Raw genomic sequence first — 17975 nt, forward strand, 5'->3', positions numbered from 1 at the left:
CGCAAACCTCTGGATAACAGCGTTATGATCGGGTGAACCCAGCATACGCAGGCGCTGCGACCGATGAAAGACGATCCAAACGGGCGACCCGGCATCAGCGGACGCTTGGCGGCGCTCGCATTCCTCTTGACCCTGGCCTTGGCCTCCACTGCGCAGACTTCATTGCGCGGGGACGATGTACCGACGCCGAGTCCGGCCATCGCCGTGGCAGACACTGGCCAGTCGCCTGCTGCCACGGTGGTACCCGTCGTGGTACCGCCCGTCTCGCAACCTGCATTGGCCACTGCCGGGCTACCGCCACCGGTGATCCATCCAGTTGGTCCCCCACTACCCACTGGGTTCGATGTCCAGACCTTCGAGGCCATGGCGCAGCAGATCGTCGCCGATCAACGGGTACCGGGCCTGGCGATGGCGATCGTGCATAACGGACAGATACTCAGCGCTCGCGGTTACGGCATTACCGATGTCAGCGATGCCGAGCCGGTCGACGGACACACGGTGTTCCGCCTGGCCTCCCTGTCGAAAGCTTTCGCCGGCGCCACGGCGGGGCTGCTGGTCAGCAATGGCACCCTGCGCTGGGACAGCAAGCTGACCGATTACCTGCCCCAGTTCGAACTCAGCAAGGCCGGCGCCGCGCAGAAAATCACCGTCGCGGACCTGCTCAGTCATCGCGTCGGCCTGCCGCATAACGCCTATGACCGTGACCTTGAGAATTACGTTTCCTACCGCGACCTGACCCGCAAGCTGGCCGATGCGCCAATGAAGTGCGCGCCGGGCACCTGTTATGCCTATCAGAACGTGGCCTTCAGCCTGATTGGCGACATCGTGTTTGCCGCGACCGGCGACTTCTACAGCCAGGAAGTCCAAAGCCGCCTGCTCAAGCCGTTGGGGATGAACGATGCCAGCGTCGGCCTGGAAGGCATCGAGTCCAGCGCGCGCTGGGCCAAACCACATGTGCGCGGTCGCGGCGGCTGGGTCTCGCTGATGCCCAAGCCCACCTATTACGAAGTGGCCCCGGCAGCGGGGATCAATGCCAGCGCCAGCGACATGGCGCAATGGTTGATCGCCCAGACCGGCCACCGTCCCGACGTACTGCCGGCACCACTACTGGCCACCTTGCACGAGTCGCTGGTGGATACTCCCTACCAGACGCGCAGTTCGGCCTGGCGGCGCGCGCGCCTCGACTCGGCAGGTTATGCGCTGGGCTGGCGCGTCTATGACTACTCCGGCCACCGGCTGATCTACCACGCCGGAGCGGTGCAGGGTTATCGGGGCATGGTCGCGTTGCTACCCGAGAGCGACCTGGGCATTGCGGTGCTGTGGAACGGAGAAAGCTCGCTTCCGTCGGGGTTGCTGCCGACCATGATCGACCGCGCAGTGGCCATCCCGTCGGAGCTCACTGCCTGGGTCGATGTGGATATGGACCGGACCACGACCAGCATGTACGCCAACCGGCAGGAGCAGGGTGAGGCTCCGGGAAGCACGGCCACCAGCGCAAGCGCCGCGCCACGATAGCCGGCCTGCGAAGATCTTGCGAAGAGCCTGCAGATAAAAAAACTCTCCCCCGCCTGGGCTGCGGGAGAGAGTCGGATCAGCTATTCCGGTATCGGGTACTGTTCAGATTATTGGCACCGGGGTAATCGGCATCGGCTTGGGCGCGGCTGGCTTGCGCGCGGCACGCCGGGCCGGCTTCTTGGCCGTGCCATTGTCGGCCACGTTCTTGGCCGCCGGCTTGCTGACCTTCTTCGCTGCCGGCTTGCTGGCTGCTGCACTCTTTTTGGCTGCTTTCTTGACGGCGGGCTTCTTCGCCGTGGCCTTCTTCACAGCTTTCTTGGCGGTAGCCTTCTTCACGGCTTTCTTCGCGACAGCCTTTTTCACGGCTTTTTTGGCGGTAGCCTTCTTGACCGTCGCCTTCTTCGCGGCAGTCTTCTTCACGGCTTTTTTGGCCGTCGCCTTCTTCGTGGCGGTCTTCTTCACGGCTTTTTTGGCCGTGGCCTTCTTTGCAGTCGCCTTCTTCGCAGTCGCCTTCTTTGCGGCGACCTTCTTCACAGCTTTCTTGGCCGTGGCCTTCTTGGCGGCGGTCTTCTTCACGGCTTTCTTGGCTGCCGGTTTCTTGGCAACGGACTTCTTCACCGCCTTCTTGGCAGCTGACTTCTTGACGACCGCCTTCTTCACTGCCTTTTTGGCAACAGGCTTCTTGGTCGCTGCCTTCTTGGCAACCTTCTTCGCCGCCGGCTTGCCGGCAACCTTGGTTGCCGCCTTCTTGGCAGCGGGTTTCTTCTTCGCAGCTTTCTTCGTGGTGGCCATGTTGATGACTCCTCGTCAGTGGTCTATCGGTAAATACAGCCCAGTACCAAGTAATGCCGCGGGTACAACCCACGACCAGCCGCCGGTGCAAGAAGACGCTCCGGAACGGATTCGAACCAGTCCCACGCAACCCCGGCCTTGACGACTGCAACACCGGGAAAACAAAAACCCGATCCGCCGTTGACGAACCGGGCTGACTGCGATGGACCTCTTGCAACGACGTGATGTGTTTCCCGTCAGGGACGACAGTCCCGTGGCCACCATTTCGATTGACGTGATGGAGGCCCGACTTGTTGCGCACATTGTTGCGTTGGCTTTGCTCACTCTCTTCCGCAGTAAGTGTCTGCTGGGCAAAACCTAATCACGGACTTTCAAGCTGTCAACAATCCAGCGCGCTCGATTTATCAACATGGCGTCGCCGACCTCTTCAACGAAGGCATCCGGCACACCTGCTCAACTCGACACGCGCAACGCCGACACGCATGACGTATTTGTACGGGTACGCAGGGAGCCATATGCAGTACGGCTTTCAATGACGCTCCCATGCAGCGCGCTGGTGCAGTTGGCAGTCGCTGGCATCGCGCCAGAAAATCCATGTGGTGATATTTTCACCACACAATCGTGGCATCCAAATCTGAAGCCAAGCCATCGCACCACCGCATTGCACAAGCACAAGTGCGCCGAAATGCGCGAAGGTTTCAACGTCGCGTGAGCGCCGATGTCGGCTTGTCAGCGATGTCCATCGACAAAAAAACCCGCGTCGCTGCCGACGCGGGTTCGGGTAAGCCAGGGCGCCGATCAGTGATCGTCGTCTTCAATCAACTCTCCGTATGCGTCGGGGTCGAGCAGCTCTTCCAGCTCGTCGCGATTCTCGACCTCCAGGGCAAAGATCCAGCCTTCGCCGAATGCGTCCTCGTTGATGGTCTCGGGCTTGTCGGTCAGCGCATCGTTGACCGCGACCACGGTGCCGGTGACCGGCGCGTAGATGTCCGACGCGGCCTTGACCGACTCGACCACGGCGCAGGGGTTGCCGGCCTCGACGCGGTCGCCGATGTTCGGCAACTCGACATACACCAGGTCACCCAGCAGTCCCTGGGCGTGGTCGGATATTCCTACCGTGACCCGGCCGTCGTCTTCGGCTCGGGCCCATTCGTGGGTTTTCTGGAACTTCAAATCGCCGGGGATCTCACTCATGACAATGCTCCGCTGCTACGGCTGATGGGATGAAGGGGCAAATAGTGTAACCAAGGGTGGGGGCCGCGGGGTGTCCCGAGACACGGATTGCCGGTCGGCTCACGCCAACACCCCATCCTGGGCCTGGCCGTCGCGCACGAACGGGAACTTCACCACCCGAACCAGCACTTCCTTGCCACGGATGTCCACGCGCACGTTGCCGGCACTGCCGAGCGACACCTCACCAGCGGGAATCCGGGCAAACGCGATCGCCTTGCCCAGGGTGGGTGAAAAGGTGCCGGAGGTGATTTCACCGTCGCCATGGTCGGTCAGCACTTTCTGGCCGTGACGCAACACCCCGCGGTCGTCCATCACCAGGGCGATCAGCTGCCGGGGCGCGCCATCGGCATGTTGCTGCTCGAGCACGTCGCGACCGATGAAGTCACGGCCCTCGTCGAGCGACACGGTCCAGCCCAGTGCGGCTTCGTAGGGCGAGACATCCTCGTCCATATCCTGGCCGTACAGGTTCATGCCCGCCTCCAGGCGCAAGGTATCGCGGGCACCAAGGCCTGCGGGTTTCACGCCGGCGGCGAGTAAAGCGTCCCACAAGGCAACGGCGCGACCCTGCTCCAGCACCAGCTCGAAGCCGTCCTCACCGGTGTAGCCGGTGCGCGCCAGGAACACCTGGGTGCCGTCGGCGGTGCGGGTATCGGTCGCGGAGAACTTCGCGAGCTTGCCGACCCGCTCGCGCTCGCCCTCGTCCAGCAGCCCCAGCACCGTATCCCGCGCCCGTGGGCCCTGCACGGCCACCAGGCCCAGGTCCTCGCGCTCGGTGACACGCACGTCAAACGCCGGCGCCTGCGCGTTGATCCAGGCCATGTCCTTGTCACGGGTGGAAGCGTTGACCACCAGCCGGAAGAAATCCTCGGCCATGAAATAGATGATCAGGTCGTCGATGACACCGCCGCGCTCGTTGAGCATGCAGGTGTACAACGCCTTGCCCGGCTTCTTCAGCTTGTCGATCGAGTTGGCGACCAGCTTGCGCAGGAACTCACGGGTGCGCTCGCCATGCAGGTCGACCACGGTCATGTGGCTGACGTCGAACATGCCCGCCGTCTTGCGCACCGCGTGATGCTCGTCGATCTGGGAGCCGTAGTGGATCGGCATGTCCCAGCCGCCGAAGTCGACCATCTTGGCGCCAAGCGCACGATGGCTGCCATTGAGGACCGTTTGTTTCAAAGCCGTCGTCTGGGTCATGACCAATCCTGATGAAAGGGGAAGCCAGTCATTATCCCAGAGACGCGAACACTTTCGGGGCGGCGACGCAGAGACTGCATCGCCGCATCCTTCAGCTGTGACTGGCGAACCCCTGGCTCGCGGGCCGGCGGATCAATCTGCGGTTGTTCCCGTCGATGACGCCTCCGATCAACCCGCCGATTCGACCAGCAGGGTCATGTCCAAGCTGCCGACGATGCGCACCGGCACGCCGACCGGCAGATCCGGACCGCTGACATCCCAATAGGCGTCAGCAATCTGCACCCGTCCACGGCCCTTCACGATCGCCTGCTGCAATGGCACCACCTGGCCGACCAGGGCGTCGGCGCGGCGATTGAGGTTCGGCCGGTCGCTTTGGCGCCCGCGACCACGAAACCGGACACGATAGATCTGGATCGACACGAAGCTCAGCACCACGAACGCGGTTATCTGTGCCAGCAACGGCATATCGAACAGCAACACCAACACGAACACCGCCGCCGCCGCAAACCCCAGCCAGAGCATGAACGCACCCGGCGCGAGGGCCTCAATGGCGAACAACGCCAGTGCGACCGCTCCCCAGCTCACTGCCTGCCAGTCCCAATGCATGGCTCAGCCTCCAGTCCGCACCGGCGGCACCGCGCGATTGCCGGCTTGCTGGCCCAGCGATTCCTTGGCCAGCTCGGCAATACCGGCCAGCGAACCGATCACGCCGGCCGACTCCATCGGCATCAGCACGAACTTCTGGTTCGGCGCTTCGGCCAAGGCCTTGAACGCCTCGATGTACTTCTGCGCCACGAAGTAATTGATCGCCTGCACGTTGCCCTGCGAAATTGCGTTGGACACCATCTCGGTCGCCTTGGCCTCCGCCTCGGCCAGCCGCTCGCGCGCCTCCGCCTCGCGGAAGGCGGCTTCGCGCTCGCCTTCGGCATGCAGGATCGCACCCTGCTTCTGGCCCTCGGCTTTCAGGATCTCGGCCTGACGGAAGCCCTCGGCTTCCAGGATGTTGGCGCGCTTTTCACGCTCGGCCTTCATCTGCCGGGCCATCGCCTCGACTAGGTCGCGCGGCGGGGCGATGTCCTTCAGCTCGATCCGGTTGACCTTCAGCCCCCACGGATGGGTAGCCTGGTCGACGGCGACCAGCACCTTGGCGTTGATCTCGTCGCGACGCGACAGCGATTCGTCCAGGTCCATCGAGCCGATCGAGGTACGGATGTTGGTCATCACCAGGTTGAGCGTGGCGATCTCCAGCTGCGCGACCTCGTAGGCCGCCTTGGCCGCGTCGAGCACCTGGAAATAGACCACGCCATCGACCTTGACCACGGCGTTGTCCTTGGTGATGACGTCCTGGCTGGGCACGTCCAGCACCTGCTCCATCATGTTGATCTTGCGGCCGATGTCCTGGTAGACGGGGATCAGGAAATGCAGCCCCGGCGATAGCGTGTGGGTGTACTTGCCGAACGCTTCGACCGTCCACTCATAGCCTTGCGGCACCATGCGTACCGCCTTGAATACCATCACGATGCCGACGACCAGCAGCACGATGGCGAGTATCGATCCCAGTGTCATTCCCTGTTCCCCTTGTCTGAAGGGGCGAGTATAGGCACAGCTGGACGCCGCACGGGATCAGCCTGCACATGTCGCCGCCGCGTCTTTCGCGGGGGACGGACCCGTATCCCGCCCGCTCAAGCCGCCACGACGCGTACCTTGTGCCAGCACGTCTCGTCCAGCCGCTCCAGCAGTTCGATGGCCTGCAGGTTCTGCAACAACTGCTCCACCCGGCTGGCACCGAGAATCACGCTGGACACGTGCGGGTTGCGCAGGCACCAGGCGATCGCCAACGGTGCGGGGGCCACATCGAACTCGGCCGCCAGGGCAGTGAATTTCCGGGCGCGCTCGATCCGGTGCTGTTCGGGCTCGCCGATCGCCAATTTGCGCAGCCAACTGTTGTCCTGCCGGCCCAGCCGGGTCTGATCGGGAATACCGGCGTTGTACTTGCCGGTCAGCAGGCCCGACGCCAGCGGCGACCAGGTGGTGATGCCCATGCCGTATTCGGAATACAGCGGCGCGTACTCCAGCTCCACCCGTTCGCGATGGAACAGGTTGTACTGCGGCTGTTCCATGGTGGGTGCGTGCAGATGATGATTACGGGCGGCCTTGTGGGCCTCGCGGATCTGCGCTGCGGACCATTCCGAGGTGCCCCAGTACAGCACCTTGCCCTGGCGGATCAGCGCGTCCATCGCCCACACGGTCTCCTCGATCGGGGTATCGGGATCCGGACGGTGGCAGTAGTACAGATCGAGATAATCGACGCGCAGGCGCTTGAGCGCATCGTGGCAGGCGTCGGTGACGTGCTTGCGCGACAACCCGCGCTGGGTCGGTCGCGGGGCGTCGGTGGCACCGAAGTACACCTTGCTGGACACGCAGTAGCCATCGCGCGGCAGCCGCAGGTCGGCAATGACATCGCCCATCAACTGCTCGGCCACGCCATTGCCGTAGGTCTCGGCATTATCGAAGAAGTTGATCCCGTGATCCCACGCGGCTGCGATCAGCTCACGCGCGGTGCCACGGGGGATCTGCCCGCCGAAGGTGACCCAGGCACCAAACGACAGCGCTGACAGTTGCAGGCCGGAAGTTCCCAGGCGGCGATATTGCATGACGACGACTCCTTCTACGCGATGGCCTCAGTGTAATCCGGCAGCCGCGACCACCATGACGGCCCTGCCCCGCCACGACAACGCGCCACGACAACCAGACGGCGACAAGGTAGACTGCGCGGGCTTCTTCCTCCGGGGAGTAGTCCGCCCGCGTCGACGTCGCGTCGAGCACCTCGGCACGGGAGCATGCATCAACATACTTGGCCGGCTGGCCATGGTGCATGCGGGTCGCATCCGATGATGTGGCATGGACGAGACCGAAGGCAGGCTTGCGCAGACAATCCATGGGCGGTCCCTTCACGGGACGGCCCGGGTCGGGCGGCGCGGCCTGCTTTCGTCACCACGCCGCCCGGCCCCGGAACTTGAAATGGATGCATTCCCGCTTGCGACCGCCCTGCTCTCGGCCGGCACCGTGGCCCTGGCAGAGATCGGCGACAAGACCCAGTTGCTGGCGCTGCTGCTTGCCGCGCGATTCCGCAAGCCATGGCCGATCATCGGCGGCATTTTTGTCGCGACCATCCTCAACCACGCGCTTGCGGCCTGGTTCGGCGTGCTGGTCGCACAGTGGTTACGGCCCGAATCGCTGCGCTGGATCGTGGCGGCCAGCTTCATCGCCGTCGCGTTGTGGACGCTCAAGCCCGACACGCTCGACGAGGACGATTCGCCAACGCCGGCACGTGGCGCATTCATCGCCACCACCATCGCCTTCTTCGTTGCCGAGATCGGCGACAAGACCCAGGTCGCCACGGTGTTGCTGGCGGCAAAGTATTCACCCTTGTGGGAGGTGGTGGTCGGCACCACCGTCGGCATGCTGCTGGCGAACGTGCCGGTGGTCCTGCTGGGCAGCCGGTTCGCCGATCGGTTGCCGCTCAAGACAGCACGTTACGTGGCCGCGGCGGTATTCGCAGGTCTGGGTATCTGGGTTGCAACGCGCGGCCTGGGGTAGTCTCCCACCGACATCCGCCACCCGCTCGCGCTATCCTCGCCGCAGGCATTGAGGGGACGCGATGGATAGCCACCAAGGTTTCAGCGAGGCGGTAAGGACGCTGCTGTCGCGACCTGACGAGATCATGCTCGAAAGCGGCGCAAGCGGGGAGTTGCTGGTGGCCCGGCTACGGGTGGTAATCGCCGCATTGCTGCTGTTGCTGCCGTTGGCGCATGCATTGACGGGCGGCGCCGTCGCCGAGACCCTGACCGGACTGGGCGGGGCAATTTTCGCCAACCTGATTTCCCTGCTCTGGTTACAACTGGCACGCCGGCCGCGCCACTATCGCTGGCTTCCATTCGCGACCGCCGCCTTCGACGTCACGGCCACCACGGCGGTGCTGGTCGTGCTGGCCACCCAGCATTTGCCTGCCGCACTCAACAGCATGGTCGTGTGGTGCTGTTACTTCCTTGCGATCTTGCTGACGGCGTTGCGAAATGACGGTCGCACTACCGTGTTTGCCGGCGTACTGGCGCTGGTGCAATACGGTCTGTTGAGCGCGCTGGTCTTTTCCGCGGCAACTTCACCGGAACAGTTGCTCTCCAGCGATTATGGGGCGATTACCGCCAGCACCCAGATCCAGCGATTGCTGCTGCTGGTGATCGTGACCCTGCTCACCGCTACGGTGGTTTACCGGACCCAACGGCTCGTGGAGATGTCCGGTACCGACGGGCTGACCCGGCTGCCCAACCGCACCTGGTTGCTGCACCGGATGCCGCGGTTGCTCCAGGCCGCCAACCAGGACGGTCACAGCCTGAGCCTGGCGTTGATCGATATCGACCACTTCAAGCGGGTCAACGATGAAGCCGGACACCACGCAGGTGACCGGGCGCTGCGCCACGTGGTCGGTGTCATCCAGGACGCGGTGGAACCGGGTGACTGGCTGGTGCGACTGGGTGGGGAGGAGTTGGTGCTGGTGATGCGGCAACCGGTAGGCACCGCCTGGGAGCGGGTAGAGGCAATACGGCGCGTGCTGGCGGAACATCCGTTCAATCCCGAACGCGGCCAGCTCGAGCCAATGTGGCTGACATTCAGCGCCGGAATCGCCGCCAGCCCGCAGGACGGACACGACTTGTCCAAGCTGTTGCGTCGTGCCGACCAACGCCTGAAAGTGGCCAAGCGCGAAGGTCGCAACCGGGTCATCGCCCGTGAAGGCTGAGCGCGCGGCAGCGGCGCCACGTCCCCGGCGGCCAACCGCGGCGCTTCACCACCACGCCATTTCCCTCTACGCTGCCGTGCAACGACGGCTCAATGCGGGCCGTGATCAAGGGAAGCAAACCTGGTGAGCCTGAAACTTCGACTGATCGTGCTGAACTTCCTGCAGTTCTTTGTCTGGGGCGCGTGGCTGTTGACCATCGGCGCCTATTGGTTCCAGAACAAGGAATGGTCGGGCACCGGGTTTGGCGCGATCTTCTCGACCATGGGCATCGCTTCGCTGTTCATGCCCTCGTTGATGGGCATCGTCGCGGACAAGTGGATCAATGCAGAGAAGTTGTACGGCCTGCTGCACATCGGCGGGGCGGTGGTGCTGTTCTTCCTGCCCCGGGTCGACAACCCGACCACGATGTTCTGGGTGATGCTGCTCAACATGCTGTTCTACATGCCGACGATCGCACTGGCGATCACGGTGGCGTACAACGCACTGAAGAACGAGGGCCGCGACGTGGTGCGCGACTATCCGCCGATCCGGGTCTGGGGAACGGTCGGGTTCATCGCCGCTTTATGGACGGTCAGCCTGCTGAACCTGGAGACCTCGGCCGGTCAGTTTTATGTCGCCTCGGGTGCATCGTTGCTGCTTGGGCTGTACGCATTCACCCTGCCGGCGTGCCCGCCCAAGCTTGGCAAGAGTGGGAAGCACTCGCTGGTGGACGCGCTCGGCCTGACCTCGTTCCGGCTGTTCCGTGATCGCAACATGGCGATCTTCTTCATCTTCGCGATGCTGCTGGGCGCGGCGCTGCAACTGACCAACGCCTATGGCGACACGTTCCTGCACGACTTCGCCAATGACGCGCGCTACAAGGACACGCTGACGGTGCGCTACCCGGCCATCATCATGTCGATCTCGCAGATCTCCGAGGCCTTGTTCATCCTGACCATCCCGTTCTTCCTGAAGCGCTTCGGGATCAAGGCGGTGATGACCATGAGCATGCTGGCGTGGTTCCTGCGCTTCGGGCTGTTCGCCTATGGCGATCCGGGCGACGGGCTGTGGATGATCGTGTTGTCGTGCATCGTCTACGGCATGGCCTTCGATTTCTTCAACATCTCCGGCTCGCTGTTCGTCGAGGGCCAGAGCGACCCGAAGATACGAGCCAGCGCGCAAGGCTTGTTCATGATGATGACCAATGGTTTCGGCGCGGTACTGGGCAGCCTGCTGAGCGGATTCATCATCGAGCACTGGTTCACCAACCCGGACCAGAGCAAGGATTGGCACGGCATCTGGATGACCTTCGCGTTGTACGCGCTCGCCATCGCGATCCTGTTCGTGCCGCTGTTCAAGCACAAGCGCGAGTCAGCGGCGGTCGTGGACCAACGCCGCGCCGGCGATCTGGGCGCCTGAGCGGGAGCGACAGATGACGCGGGTCGGCACGGTCACCATCATCGGTTCGTTCAACATCGACCACGTGTGGGTGCTGCCGACCCTGCCGCAAGTCGGTGAAACCCTGGCCGGCACGTACCACACCGGCCCGGGCGGCAAGGGCTTCAACCAGGCAACCGCGGCCGCGCGCGCAGGAGCACCGACCGCATTCGTCTGCTCACTGGGTTCCGACGCGGGCGGCCAGCTCGCCCGCTCGTTGGCGGGCGCGGACGGCATCGAGCTGCACGCCGCCGACAGCGATGCACCCACCGGGACCGCCGGCATCTACGTCGACCGGCATGGCCGCAACAGCATCGTCTTCGGTCCCGGTGCGAACGCGGATCTGGGCGCGGACTTCGTGCACGCGCAGGCCCGCGTGCTGGCCGCCTCAACGGTGGTGCTGGCGCAACTGGAGTCGCCGGCCGCCGCGGTGGCGGCCGGGTTCGGGATTGCCCGCGCCAACGACGTGATGACGGTGCTCAACCCGGCGCCGGCGGATGCCGACCTGACTCCCGCCCTGCTGGCGCTCAGCGACCTGATCACGCCCAACGAATCGGAGTTCTGTTCGCAGTTGCTTCGCCACCACGGCGACCGGCTGGCCGCCGACGATCTCAGCACCCTGGACGATGCAACCCTGCATGGCCACTGCCGCAAGCTGTTGCCGCACGGCAGCGTGATCATCACCCTAGGTGCGGCCGGCTGCTTCGTATCGCACGCCGAGCACCAACGCCGTGGCGATGACCGCGCGTTCTATCGGTCTGCCGCCGCCTTGGCGCATGCCATCGATACCACCGGCGCCGGTGATGCCTTCAACGGTGCGCTGGTGGCGTCGATCGCCCAGCTGCCGTCGCACCCCTTCGCCCGGCACATCGCCTTTGCCAACCGCTATGCCGCACGCGCCACCGAGCAAACCGGCGCCGCACAGGCGATGCCACGCCTGCGACCGGCTACTTAGCACCATCAGGCTGTTGGCCTGGTGTTCGAGCACCAGAAGAATCCCGGGTAGTTCGGCGGAACCCGCTCGGTGCGATTTCGGGAACGCGACAGGCAGTTCCTGCATCCAATGGTCAGGACAGGAGTGCGATGGACGCCGGTCGACGGCCACTTCTAGCCGATCCAGCCCGTCAACGAGGACTTCACCATGCTCACCTATGCATTGATTGCCTTTGCCATTGCCGCCGTCGGCGGTCTCATCCTTGCCACACATGTGCTGCGCGGCAAGCTCGCCCCCTGGGCGCTTTCTGGACTGCACGCAGCGCTTGGAGCGATTGGCCTGGTGTTCCTGATTGCGCTGATCGTGCAGGGTTCAGCGCCACAGGCTGTGCTGATTGGTTTTGTACTGTTGCTGGTCGCTGCTCTCGGCGGGTTTTTCCTCGCCTCGTTTCATTTGCGCAAGCGTCTGCCACCCAAGGCCGTGGTGGTGATCCATGCGGGTCTCGCCGTGGCGGGCTTCTTGACCGTGCTTTCGCTGGTGCTCTGACGCATGCGCCATCCCCTGCACCCCGCACTCGTGCATTTCCCGGTCGCCTGCTGGTCACTGGCGGTCGTCGCCGATTTTGCCAGCCTGTGGTTGGGGGAGTCCGCCTGGCGCTGGTCCGGCGGCCTGCTCGCGGTGGGCTGCACCATGGCGCTGGCGGCAATGGTTGCCGGCATGCTGGAGCTTTCCCGTGTGCCGGAAGGTGCCGCGATGCGCGATGCCTGGCTGCACATGGCAGCCATGCTCATCGCCTTTTCCCTGTTTGCTGTCCGGTTGGTGCTTCGACTCGATCAGCTACAGCCACTCGCACCGGATACGGTCTCGCTGCTGCTCGATGCAGGCGGCTTCCTGGCTCTCGTCATCGGCGGGTGGTTCGGCGGACGCCTGGTCTATGGCCATGGCGTCGGAGCCGACCGAACGTGAACACAGGCGGCGCCGGCTCGCCCTGCGACGCGAGTTCTTTTCCCTGACTGAACGAGGTGCCTGGTGAGACGCTTCGCCTCGTCCCCCGCGTCTGACCCGACTTCCAAGGAGCCCCAAGGCCATGCCTGCCGCATCCGGAACCCCTCAAGCCGCCATTCCGGCCGACCTGCCGGAAGCCGAACTCGTCGCCCGTGCAGCAACCGGCGATGGCGCTGCCTTCGAAGCCATCATGCGGCGCCACAACCAACTGCTGTTCCGCACGGCCCGCAGCATTGTCAAAGACGATGCCGAGGCGGAGGACGTCATCCAGGAGGCGTATCTGCGCGCGTGGCGGGCCCTTCACAACTTTCGCCGCGAGAGCAGACTCTCGACCTGGCTGGTGTGCATCACGACCAACGAAGCGCTCGGACGGTTACGCCGAAAGCGCGCGCAGGTCATTCCACTGGAGGCCGCCATGGTGCATACCGAACCCGATGCGCGCGCATTCCTGGCCGCTGAGCCGGACCGTGGGCCGGAGCAGATGGCGATGCGCGGGCAGATGCGAAAACTGATGGAGAAGCGCATCGACCTTCTTCCGGACGCGTTTCGCACCGTCTTCATGTTGCGCGCCATCGAGGAAATGAGCGTGGAGGAAGTGTCGCAGATGCTGGAAATTCCCGAGGCCACCGTCCGCTCCCGCCTGTTTCGGGCCCGGAGCCTGCTGCGGGAAGGCCTGGCACAGGAAATGGATCACGCGCTCGATGGCGTTTTTGCATTCGATGGTGCGCGCTGCGACCGGATTGTCGCCGCCGTGCTGGCCCGCGGCCGGGCCTGAAGGATTGCCGGCAGCGGAGCAGGCACACGACAGCGACGCCTGTGCAGTATCGGCCGCGCCAGCCAAGCCGCGCGGACCCGACTAGAATGCACGGCATGCAGATCGGCCCCTACCGCATTGATCCGAAGGTGATCCTCGCCCCCATGGCCGGGGTCACCGACAAGCCGTTCCGGGTGCTGTGCAAACGCCTGGGTGCGGGGCTGTGCGTGTCGGAGATGACCACGTCCGACCCGCGGTTCTGGGCGAGCACCAAGTCTCGCCACCGCATGGACCATGCCGGTGAGCCGGCGCCGATCAGCATCCAGATCGCCGGTACCGTGCCGGCGATCATGGCCGACGCGGCGCGCCACAACGTCGATGAGGGCGCGCAGATCATCGACATCAACATGGGTTGCCCGGCCAAGAAGGTCTGCAACGCGTGGGCCGGGTCGGCACTGATGCGCGAACCGGCATTGGTTGCGCGGATCTTGGAAGCGGTGGTCAACGCGGTGGATGTTCCGGTGACGCTGAAGATCCGCACTGGCTGGGCGGCGGGCCAACGCAATGCGCTGGAAATCGCCCGCATCGCCGAATCGGCCGGCATCGCCGCATTGGCGGTGCATGGGCGCACGCGCGACCAGCAGTACAAAGGCCTGGCCGAGTACGACACCATCGCCGAGGTCAAGGCGGCGCTGTCGATCCCGGTCATCGCCAATGGCGATATCGACTCTCCGCACAAGGCCGAGGCGGTGTTGGAGTACACCGGTTGCGATGCGGTGATGGTGGGGCGTGCCGCGCAAGGCCGGCCCTGGATATTCCGCGGCATTGCCCATTACCTGGCCACCGGCGAGTTGCTGGCCGAGCCTTCCCTGGTCGAGGTGCGTGACGTGCTGCTGGGCCACCTGGATCACCTTCACCGGTTCTATGGCGAGCGTTCCGGCGTGCGTATCGCGCGCAAGCACCTGGGTTGGTATGCGAAAGACCACCCGGAAAACACGGCCTTTCGCGCCGTGGTCAACCAGGCCGAGAACGCCCAGTTGCAGGTCCGGCTGACCCGCGATTATTTCGACGCGTTGATCGCCGGCGTCGCGCCGCAGCTGCCCGTCGCCGCCTGAATATGCTCCGCGGCTGGAGCCGGCCACCCGCCCGGAGCACCACCTTAACCACAGGCAAACTCCGGTCACTGCACAATGCGCCAACCAGATGTTGCCTGTATGATTCGCACCCATCCCTTTATCCGAATGTAAGGATATAGCCCTGATGTCCAGCTACCTGTTTACCTCCGAATCCGTTTCTGAAGGCCACCCGGACAAGATCGCCGACCAGATCTCCGACGCCGTCCTGGATGCGATCCTGACCCAGGACAAGCGCGCCCGTGTGGCCTGCGAAACCATGGTCAAGACCGGCGTCGCCATCGTCGCTGGCGAGATCACCACCTCGGCGTGGATCGATCTGGAAGAGGTGACCCGCAAGGTCATCCTGGATATCGGCTACAACAGCTCCGAAGTCGGTTTTGACGGCGCCACCTGCGGCGTGTTGAATCTGATCGGCAAGCAGTCGCTTGATATCGCCGCCGGCGTGGATGGCAGCAAGAAGAAGCTGAAGAAGCCGGAAGAGCAAGGCGCGGGCGACCAGGGGCTGATGTTCGGCTATGCCTGCAACGAGGCTCCCGAGTTCATGCCGGCGCCGATCTATTACAGCCATCGGCTGGTCGAGCAGCAGGCGAAGATCCGCAAGAAGAAGAACTCACCGCTGCCGTGGCTGCGTCCGGACGCCAAGAGCCAGGTCACCCTGCGCTATGACGACGCCGGCCAAATCGCCGGTCTGGATGCGGTGGTGCTGTCGACCCAGCACGATCCGGGCATCAAGCAGAAGGACCTGGTCGAGGCGGTTCGCGAGCATATCCTCAAGCCGGTGCTGCCCAAGGCGTGGCTGGAGTCACTGCCGAAAAACAAGATCCACATCAACCCGACCGGCATCTTCGTGGTGGGCGGGCCGGTGGGCGATTGCGGCCTGACCGGGCGCAAAATTATCGTTGACACCTACGGCGGCATGGCCCGCCACGGCGGCGGTGCGTTCTCCGGCAAGGACCCGTCCAAGGTCGACCGTTCGGCCGCCTACGCCGCGCGTTACGTGGCCAAGAACCTGGTCGCTGCCGGTCTGGCCGACAAGTGCGAGGTGCAGTTGTCCTACGCGATCGGCGTCGCCGAGCCGACCTCGATCTCGGTCACCACCTTCGGTACCGGCAAGATCAGCGATGACAAGCTCGAACTGCTGATCCGCAAGCATTTCGACCTGCGCCCGTACGGCATCGTCAAGATGCTCGACCTGATCCACCCGGTTTACCAGTCGACCGCGGCTTACGGTCACTTTGGCCGCAAGCCCAGGGACGTCAGCTACACCGACTCGGTCGGCGTGACCCACAAGGCGACGGCGTTCTCGTGGGAGAAGACCGACAAGGCCGAAGAGCTACGCAAGGCGGCTAAGCTGAAGAAGTAGAATGGCGCAGCTGGCGCGGCTGCAATCGGAATGATGTCGTCGTAAACGGGCCGCCTCTCGCGGCCCGTTTACGTTGCTCGCCGTGACATTCACGGCCGCATTCGCACCGATCACAGCCGCCCCTCTTCGTTGGTCGCACGACCAGCGGCACTGCCCGCCCCAGAACACGGATTGCGCTCCTTGAACACCGACACCACCCCACCGCCGATAGACGACAGCGACCATCTCTCGCCCGAGCGCCTGCGCGCGGCACTGGAGCTGCTGGAAGCCGTCGCCGCTGACCGCACGTTGCTCGATGCCGTGCCGGATGCCGAGCGCAAGCGGCTGCACCAGGCCGTTGCCCGGGTCTACCACCCCGAACCGGGCACCCGCCGACAGAAACTCAAGGCGCGCGAGCGCGAGCGCAACGCCGAGAACATCCGCCGTGCCGACGCGGTGCTGAACCAGACCGGCATCCGCGCGCTACGGCGCAAGCCGGTGTTCACCGCGCTCAACTACTTTCCGCCTCACGGTCCCGGCGCGCAGGCGTTACTGGCCCATGGCGAGGTCGACGCAGCAAGCGGCAGCCACGAATCCCCCGAGCTGTTGCACTGCTACGTCTGCAAGCAGAAATACACCCGGGTGCACCACTTCTACGACCAGTTGTGCCCGACCTGCGCGACGTTCAATTTCCACAAGCGCACGGAGCTGGCCGACCTCAGCGGCCGGGTCGCGCTGCTGACTGGCGGGCGGGTCAAAATCGGCTATCAGGCCGGGCTGAAACTGCTGCGCGCGGGCGCGGAACTGATTGTCACCACACGCTTCCCCCGCGATTCCGCCGCCCGCTACGCGCAGGAGCCGGATTTCGGCGACTGGGGCCACCGGCTGGAGGTGTTTGGCCTGGACCTGCGCCATACGCCGAGCGTGGAAGCGTTCTGCAGCGAGCTGCTGGCCACCCGCCCGCGGCTGGATTTCATCATCAACAACGCCTGCCAGACGGTGCGTCGCCCGCCGGAGTTCTACGCCCACATGATGGCCGGCGAGACCGCGGCGCTGCGCGACACGCCGGAAGCGGTGCGCCAGCTGCTCGGCAATTACGAGGGCTTGCGCAGCCAGGATCTGCTCGGCGAGGCGACCGCCTCGGTGCAGGCCGCGGCGGCGCGCAGTGACTTGCCAACGATGACTGGCGAGGCCGCCGGGCTGCTGCGCGCGGCCGAGCTGTCGCAGGTTCCGCTGCTGGCGGAGGAACTGCTGGGCCAGAAACACCTGTTCCCCGAAGGCCGGCTGGACCAGGATCTGCAGCAGGTTGACCTGCGCGGGCGCAATTCCTGGCGGCTGCAGATGCATGAGGTGCCGTCGGTGGAATTGCTGGAGGTGCAACTGGTGAACGCGATCGCACCGTTCCTCATCAACGCGCGCTTGAAGCCGCTGATGCTGCGCAGCGCGGATGGTGGCGAACCGACCCGCGACAAGCACATCGTCAATGTTTCCGCGGTGGAGGGCCAGTTTTATCGCAACTTCAAGACCACCCGCCATCCGCATACCAACATGGCCAAGGCGGCGTTGAACATGATGACGCGCACCTCGGCCGCCGATTACCACGGCGACGGCATCCACATGAACAGCGTGGACACCGGCTGGGTCACCGACGAGGATCCGGCCGAGCTGGCCGCGCGCAAGGTGCTGGAAGAACGCTTCCATCCGCCGCTGGACATCATTGATGGGGCGGCGCGGATCGTCGATCCGATCATCAATGGCATCAATACCGGCGAGCACGTCTGGGGCCAGTTCCTGAAGGACTACAAGCCGACCGACTGGTAACGATTGTCGGGATCGAGCCGGTATAATCGACC

The 17975-nt window shown here is 64.4% G+C and carries 18 protein-coding genes and 1 riboswitch; of the genes, 12 read left to right on the forward strand and 6 right to left on the reverse strand.

The window, feature by feature from the left end; translation table 11 throughout:
* The first annotated feature begins 63 nt into the window (after window positions 1–63).
* Window positions 64–1515 carry a serine hydrolase domain-containing protein gene (locus ACW7G0_RS09365; RefSeq protein WP_456989274.1) on the forward strand — a complete coding sequence of 484 codons (1452 nt, stop codon included), beginning with the start codon at window positions 64–66 and terminating at the stop codon, window positions 1513–1515.
* Between the two features lie 102 nt (window positions 1516–1617).
* Here ACW7G0_RS09365 and ACW7G0_RS09370 read toward each other — a convergent pair whose 3' ends face one another.
* Window positions 1618–2307, reverse strand: coding sequence for a hypothetical protein (locus ACW7G0_RS09370; protein ID WP_456989275.1), 690 nt, complete (start codon window positions 2305–2307; stop codon window positions 1618–1620).
* A gap of 409 nt (window positions 2308–2716) precedes the next feature.
* Here ACW7G0_RS09370 and ACW7G0_RS09375 point away from each other — a divergent pair, with 409 nt between their 5' ends.
* A complete protein-coding gene (locus ACW7G0_RS09375; protein WP_456989276.1) occupies window positions 2717–3019 on the forward strand; it encodes a hypothetical protein in 303 nt (100 codons plus the stop codon).
* Between the two features lie 86 nt (window positions 3020–3105).
* On the opposite strand, the gene gcvH is transcribed toward ACW7G0_RS09375, so the two are convergent.
* The 5 genes from gcvH to ACW7G0_RS09400 form a co-directional block, all read right to left on the reverse strand.
* Window positions 3106–3501, reverse strand: a complete 396-nt coding sequence (gcvH, locus tag ACW7G0_RS09380) for a glycine cleavage system protein GcvH (RefSeq protein ID WP_456960863.1) — start codon at window positions 3499–3501, stop codon at window positions 3106–3108.
* A 99-nt stretch (window positions 3502–3600) separates the two neighbouring features.
* Window positions 3601–4737 (reverse strand): glycine cleavage system aminomethyltransferase GcvT, encoded by a 1137-nt coding sequence (gcvT, locus tag ACW7G0_RS09385; protein ID WP_456989277.1) that lies wholly within the window; start codon window positions 4735–4737, stop codon window positions 3601–3603.
* Between the two features lie 168 nt (window positions 4738–4905).
* Window positions 4906–5343: an NfeD family protein gene (locus ACW7G0_RS09390; protein WP_456989278.1), complete on the reverse strand. Its 438-nt coding sequence runs from the start codon at window positions 5341–5343 to the stop codon at window positions 4906–4908.
* A gap of 3 nt (window positions 5344–5346) precedes the next feature.
* Window positions 5347–6303 carry an SPFH domain-containing protein gene (locus ACW7G0_RS09395; RefSeq protein ID WP_456989279.1) on the reverse strand — a complete coding sequence of 319 codons (957 nt, stop codon included), beginning with the start codon at window positions 6301–6303 and terminating at the stop codon, window positions 5347–5349.
* Window positions 6304–6419: 116 nt separating this feature from the next.
* The gene (locus ACW7G0_RS09400) at window positions 6420–7391 is read right to left on the reverse strand and encodes a potassium channel beta subunit family protein (protein WP_456989280.1); all 972 of its coding nucleotides are present in this window, start codon (window positions 7389–7391) and stop codon (window positions 6420–6422) included.
* Between the two features lie 129 nt (window positions 7392–7520).
* Window positions 7521–7687, forward strand: a riboswitch (yybP-ykoY riboswitch).
* 71 nt (window positions 7688–7758) lie between these two features.
* Between ACW7G0_RS09400 and ACW7G0_RS09405 the strand changes: the two genes are divergently transcribed.
* The 10 genes from ACW7G0_RS09405 (at window position 7759) to ACW7G0_RS09450 (ending at window position 17943) form a co-directional block, all read left to right on the forward strand.
* Window positions 7759–8337 (forward strand): TMEM165/GDT1 family protein, encoded by a 579-nt coding sequence (locus tag ACW7G0_RS09405; protein WP_456989281.1) that lies wholly within the window; start codon window positions 7759–7761, stop codon window positions 8335–8337.
* Window positions 8338–8398: 61 nt separating this feature from the next.
* Complete coding sequence (locus ACW7G0_RS09410) at window positions 8399–9535, forward strand: diguanylate cyclase domain-containing protein (RefSeq protein WP_456989282.1); 1137 nt, start codon at window positions 8399–8401, stop codon at window positions 9533–9535.
* Between the two features lie 123 nt (window positions 9536–9658).
* Window positions 9659–10933, forward strand: a complete 1275-nt coding sequence (locus ACW7G0_RS09415) for a nucleoside permease (RefSeq protein ID WP_456989283.1) — start codon at window positions 9659–9661, stop codon at window positions 10931–10933.
* Window positions 10934–10946: 13 nt separating this feature from the next.
* Entirely contained in the window at window positions 10947–11906 is a 960-nt protein-coding gene (locus ACW7G0_RS09420; protein WP_456989284.1) for a ribokinase, read from the forward strand.
* Window positions 11907–12092: 186 nt separating this feature from the next.
* Entirely contained in the window at window positions 12093–12431 is a 339-nt protein-coding gene (locus tag ACW7G0_RS09425; protein ID WP_456989285.1) for a hypothetical protein, read from the forward strand.
* 3 nt (window positions 12432–12434) lie between these two features.
* The gene (locus ACW7G0_RS09430) at window positions 12435–12851 is read left to right on the forward strand and encodes a DUF2231 domain-containing protein (RefSeq protein WP_456989286.1); all 417 of its coding nucleotides are present in this window, start codon (window positions 12435–12437) and stop codon (window positions 12849–12851) included.
* Between the two features lie 121 nt (window positions 12852–12972).
* Window positions 12973–13665, forward strand: coding sequence for an RNA polymerase sigma factor (locus ACW7G0_RS09435; RefSeq protein ID WP_456989287.1), 693 nt, complete (start codon window positions 12973–12975; stop codon window positions 13663–13665).
* 95 nt (window positions 13666–13760) lie between these two features.
* The gene (gene dusB, locus ACW7G0_RS09440; RefSeq protein WP_456989288.1) at window positions 13761–14759 is read left to right on the forward strand and encodes a tRNA dihydrouridine synthase DusB; all 999 of its coding nucleotides are present in this window, start codon (window positions 13761–13763) and stop codon (window positions 14757–14759) included.
* 145 nt (window positions 14760–14904) lie between these two features.
* Window positions 14905–16143, forward strand: coding sequence for a methionine adenosyltransferase (metK, locus tag ACW7G0_RS09445; protein WP_456989289.1), 1239 nt, complete (start codon window positions 14905–14907; stop codon window positions 16141–16143).
* A 180-nt stretch (window positions 16144–16323) separates the two neighbouring features.
* A complete protein-coding gene (locus ACW7G0_RS09450) occupies window positions 16324–17943 on the forward strand; it encodes an SDR family NAD(P)-dependent oxidoreductase (RefSeq protein WP_456989290.1) in 1620 nt (539 codons plus the stop codon).
* The last annotated feature ends 32 nt before the right edge of the window (window positions 17944–17975 follow it).

This window comes from Lysobacter sp. A286, from assembly GCF_054052105.1.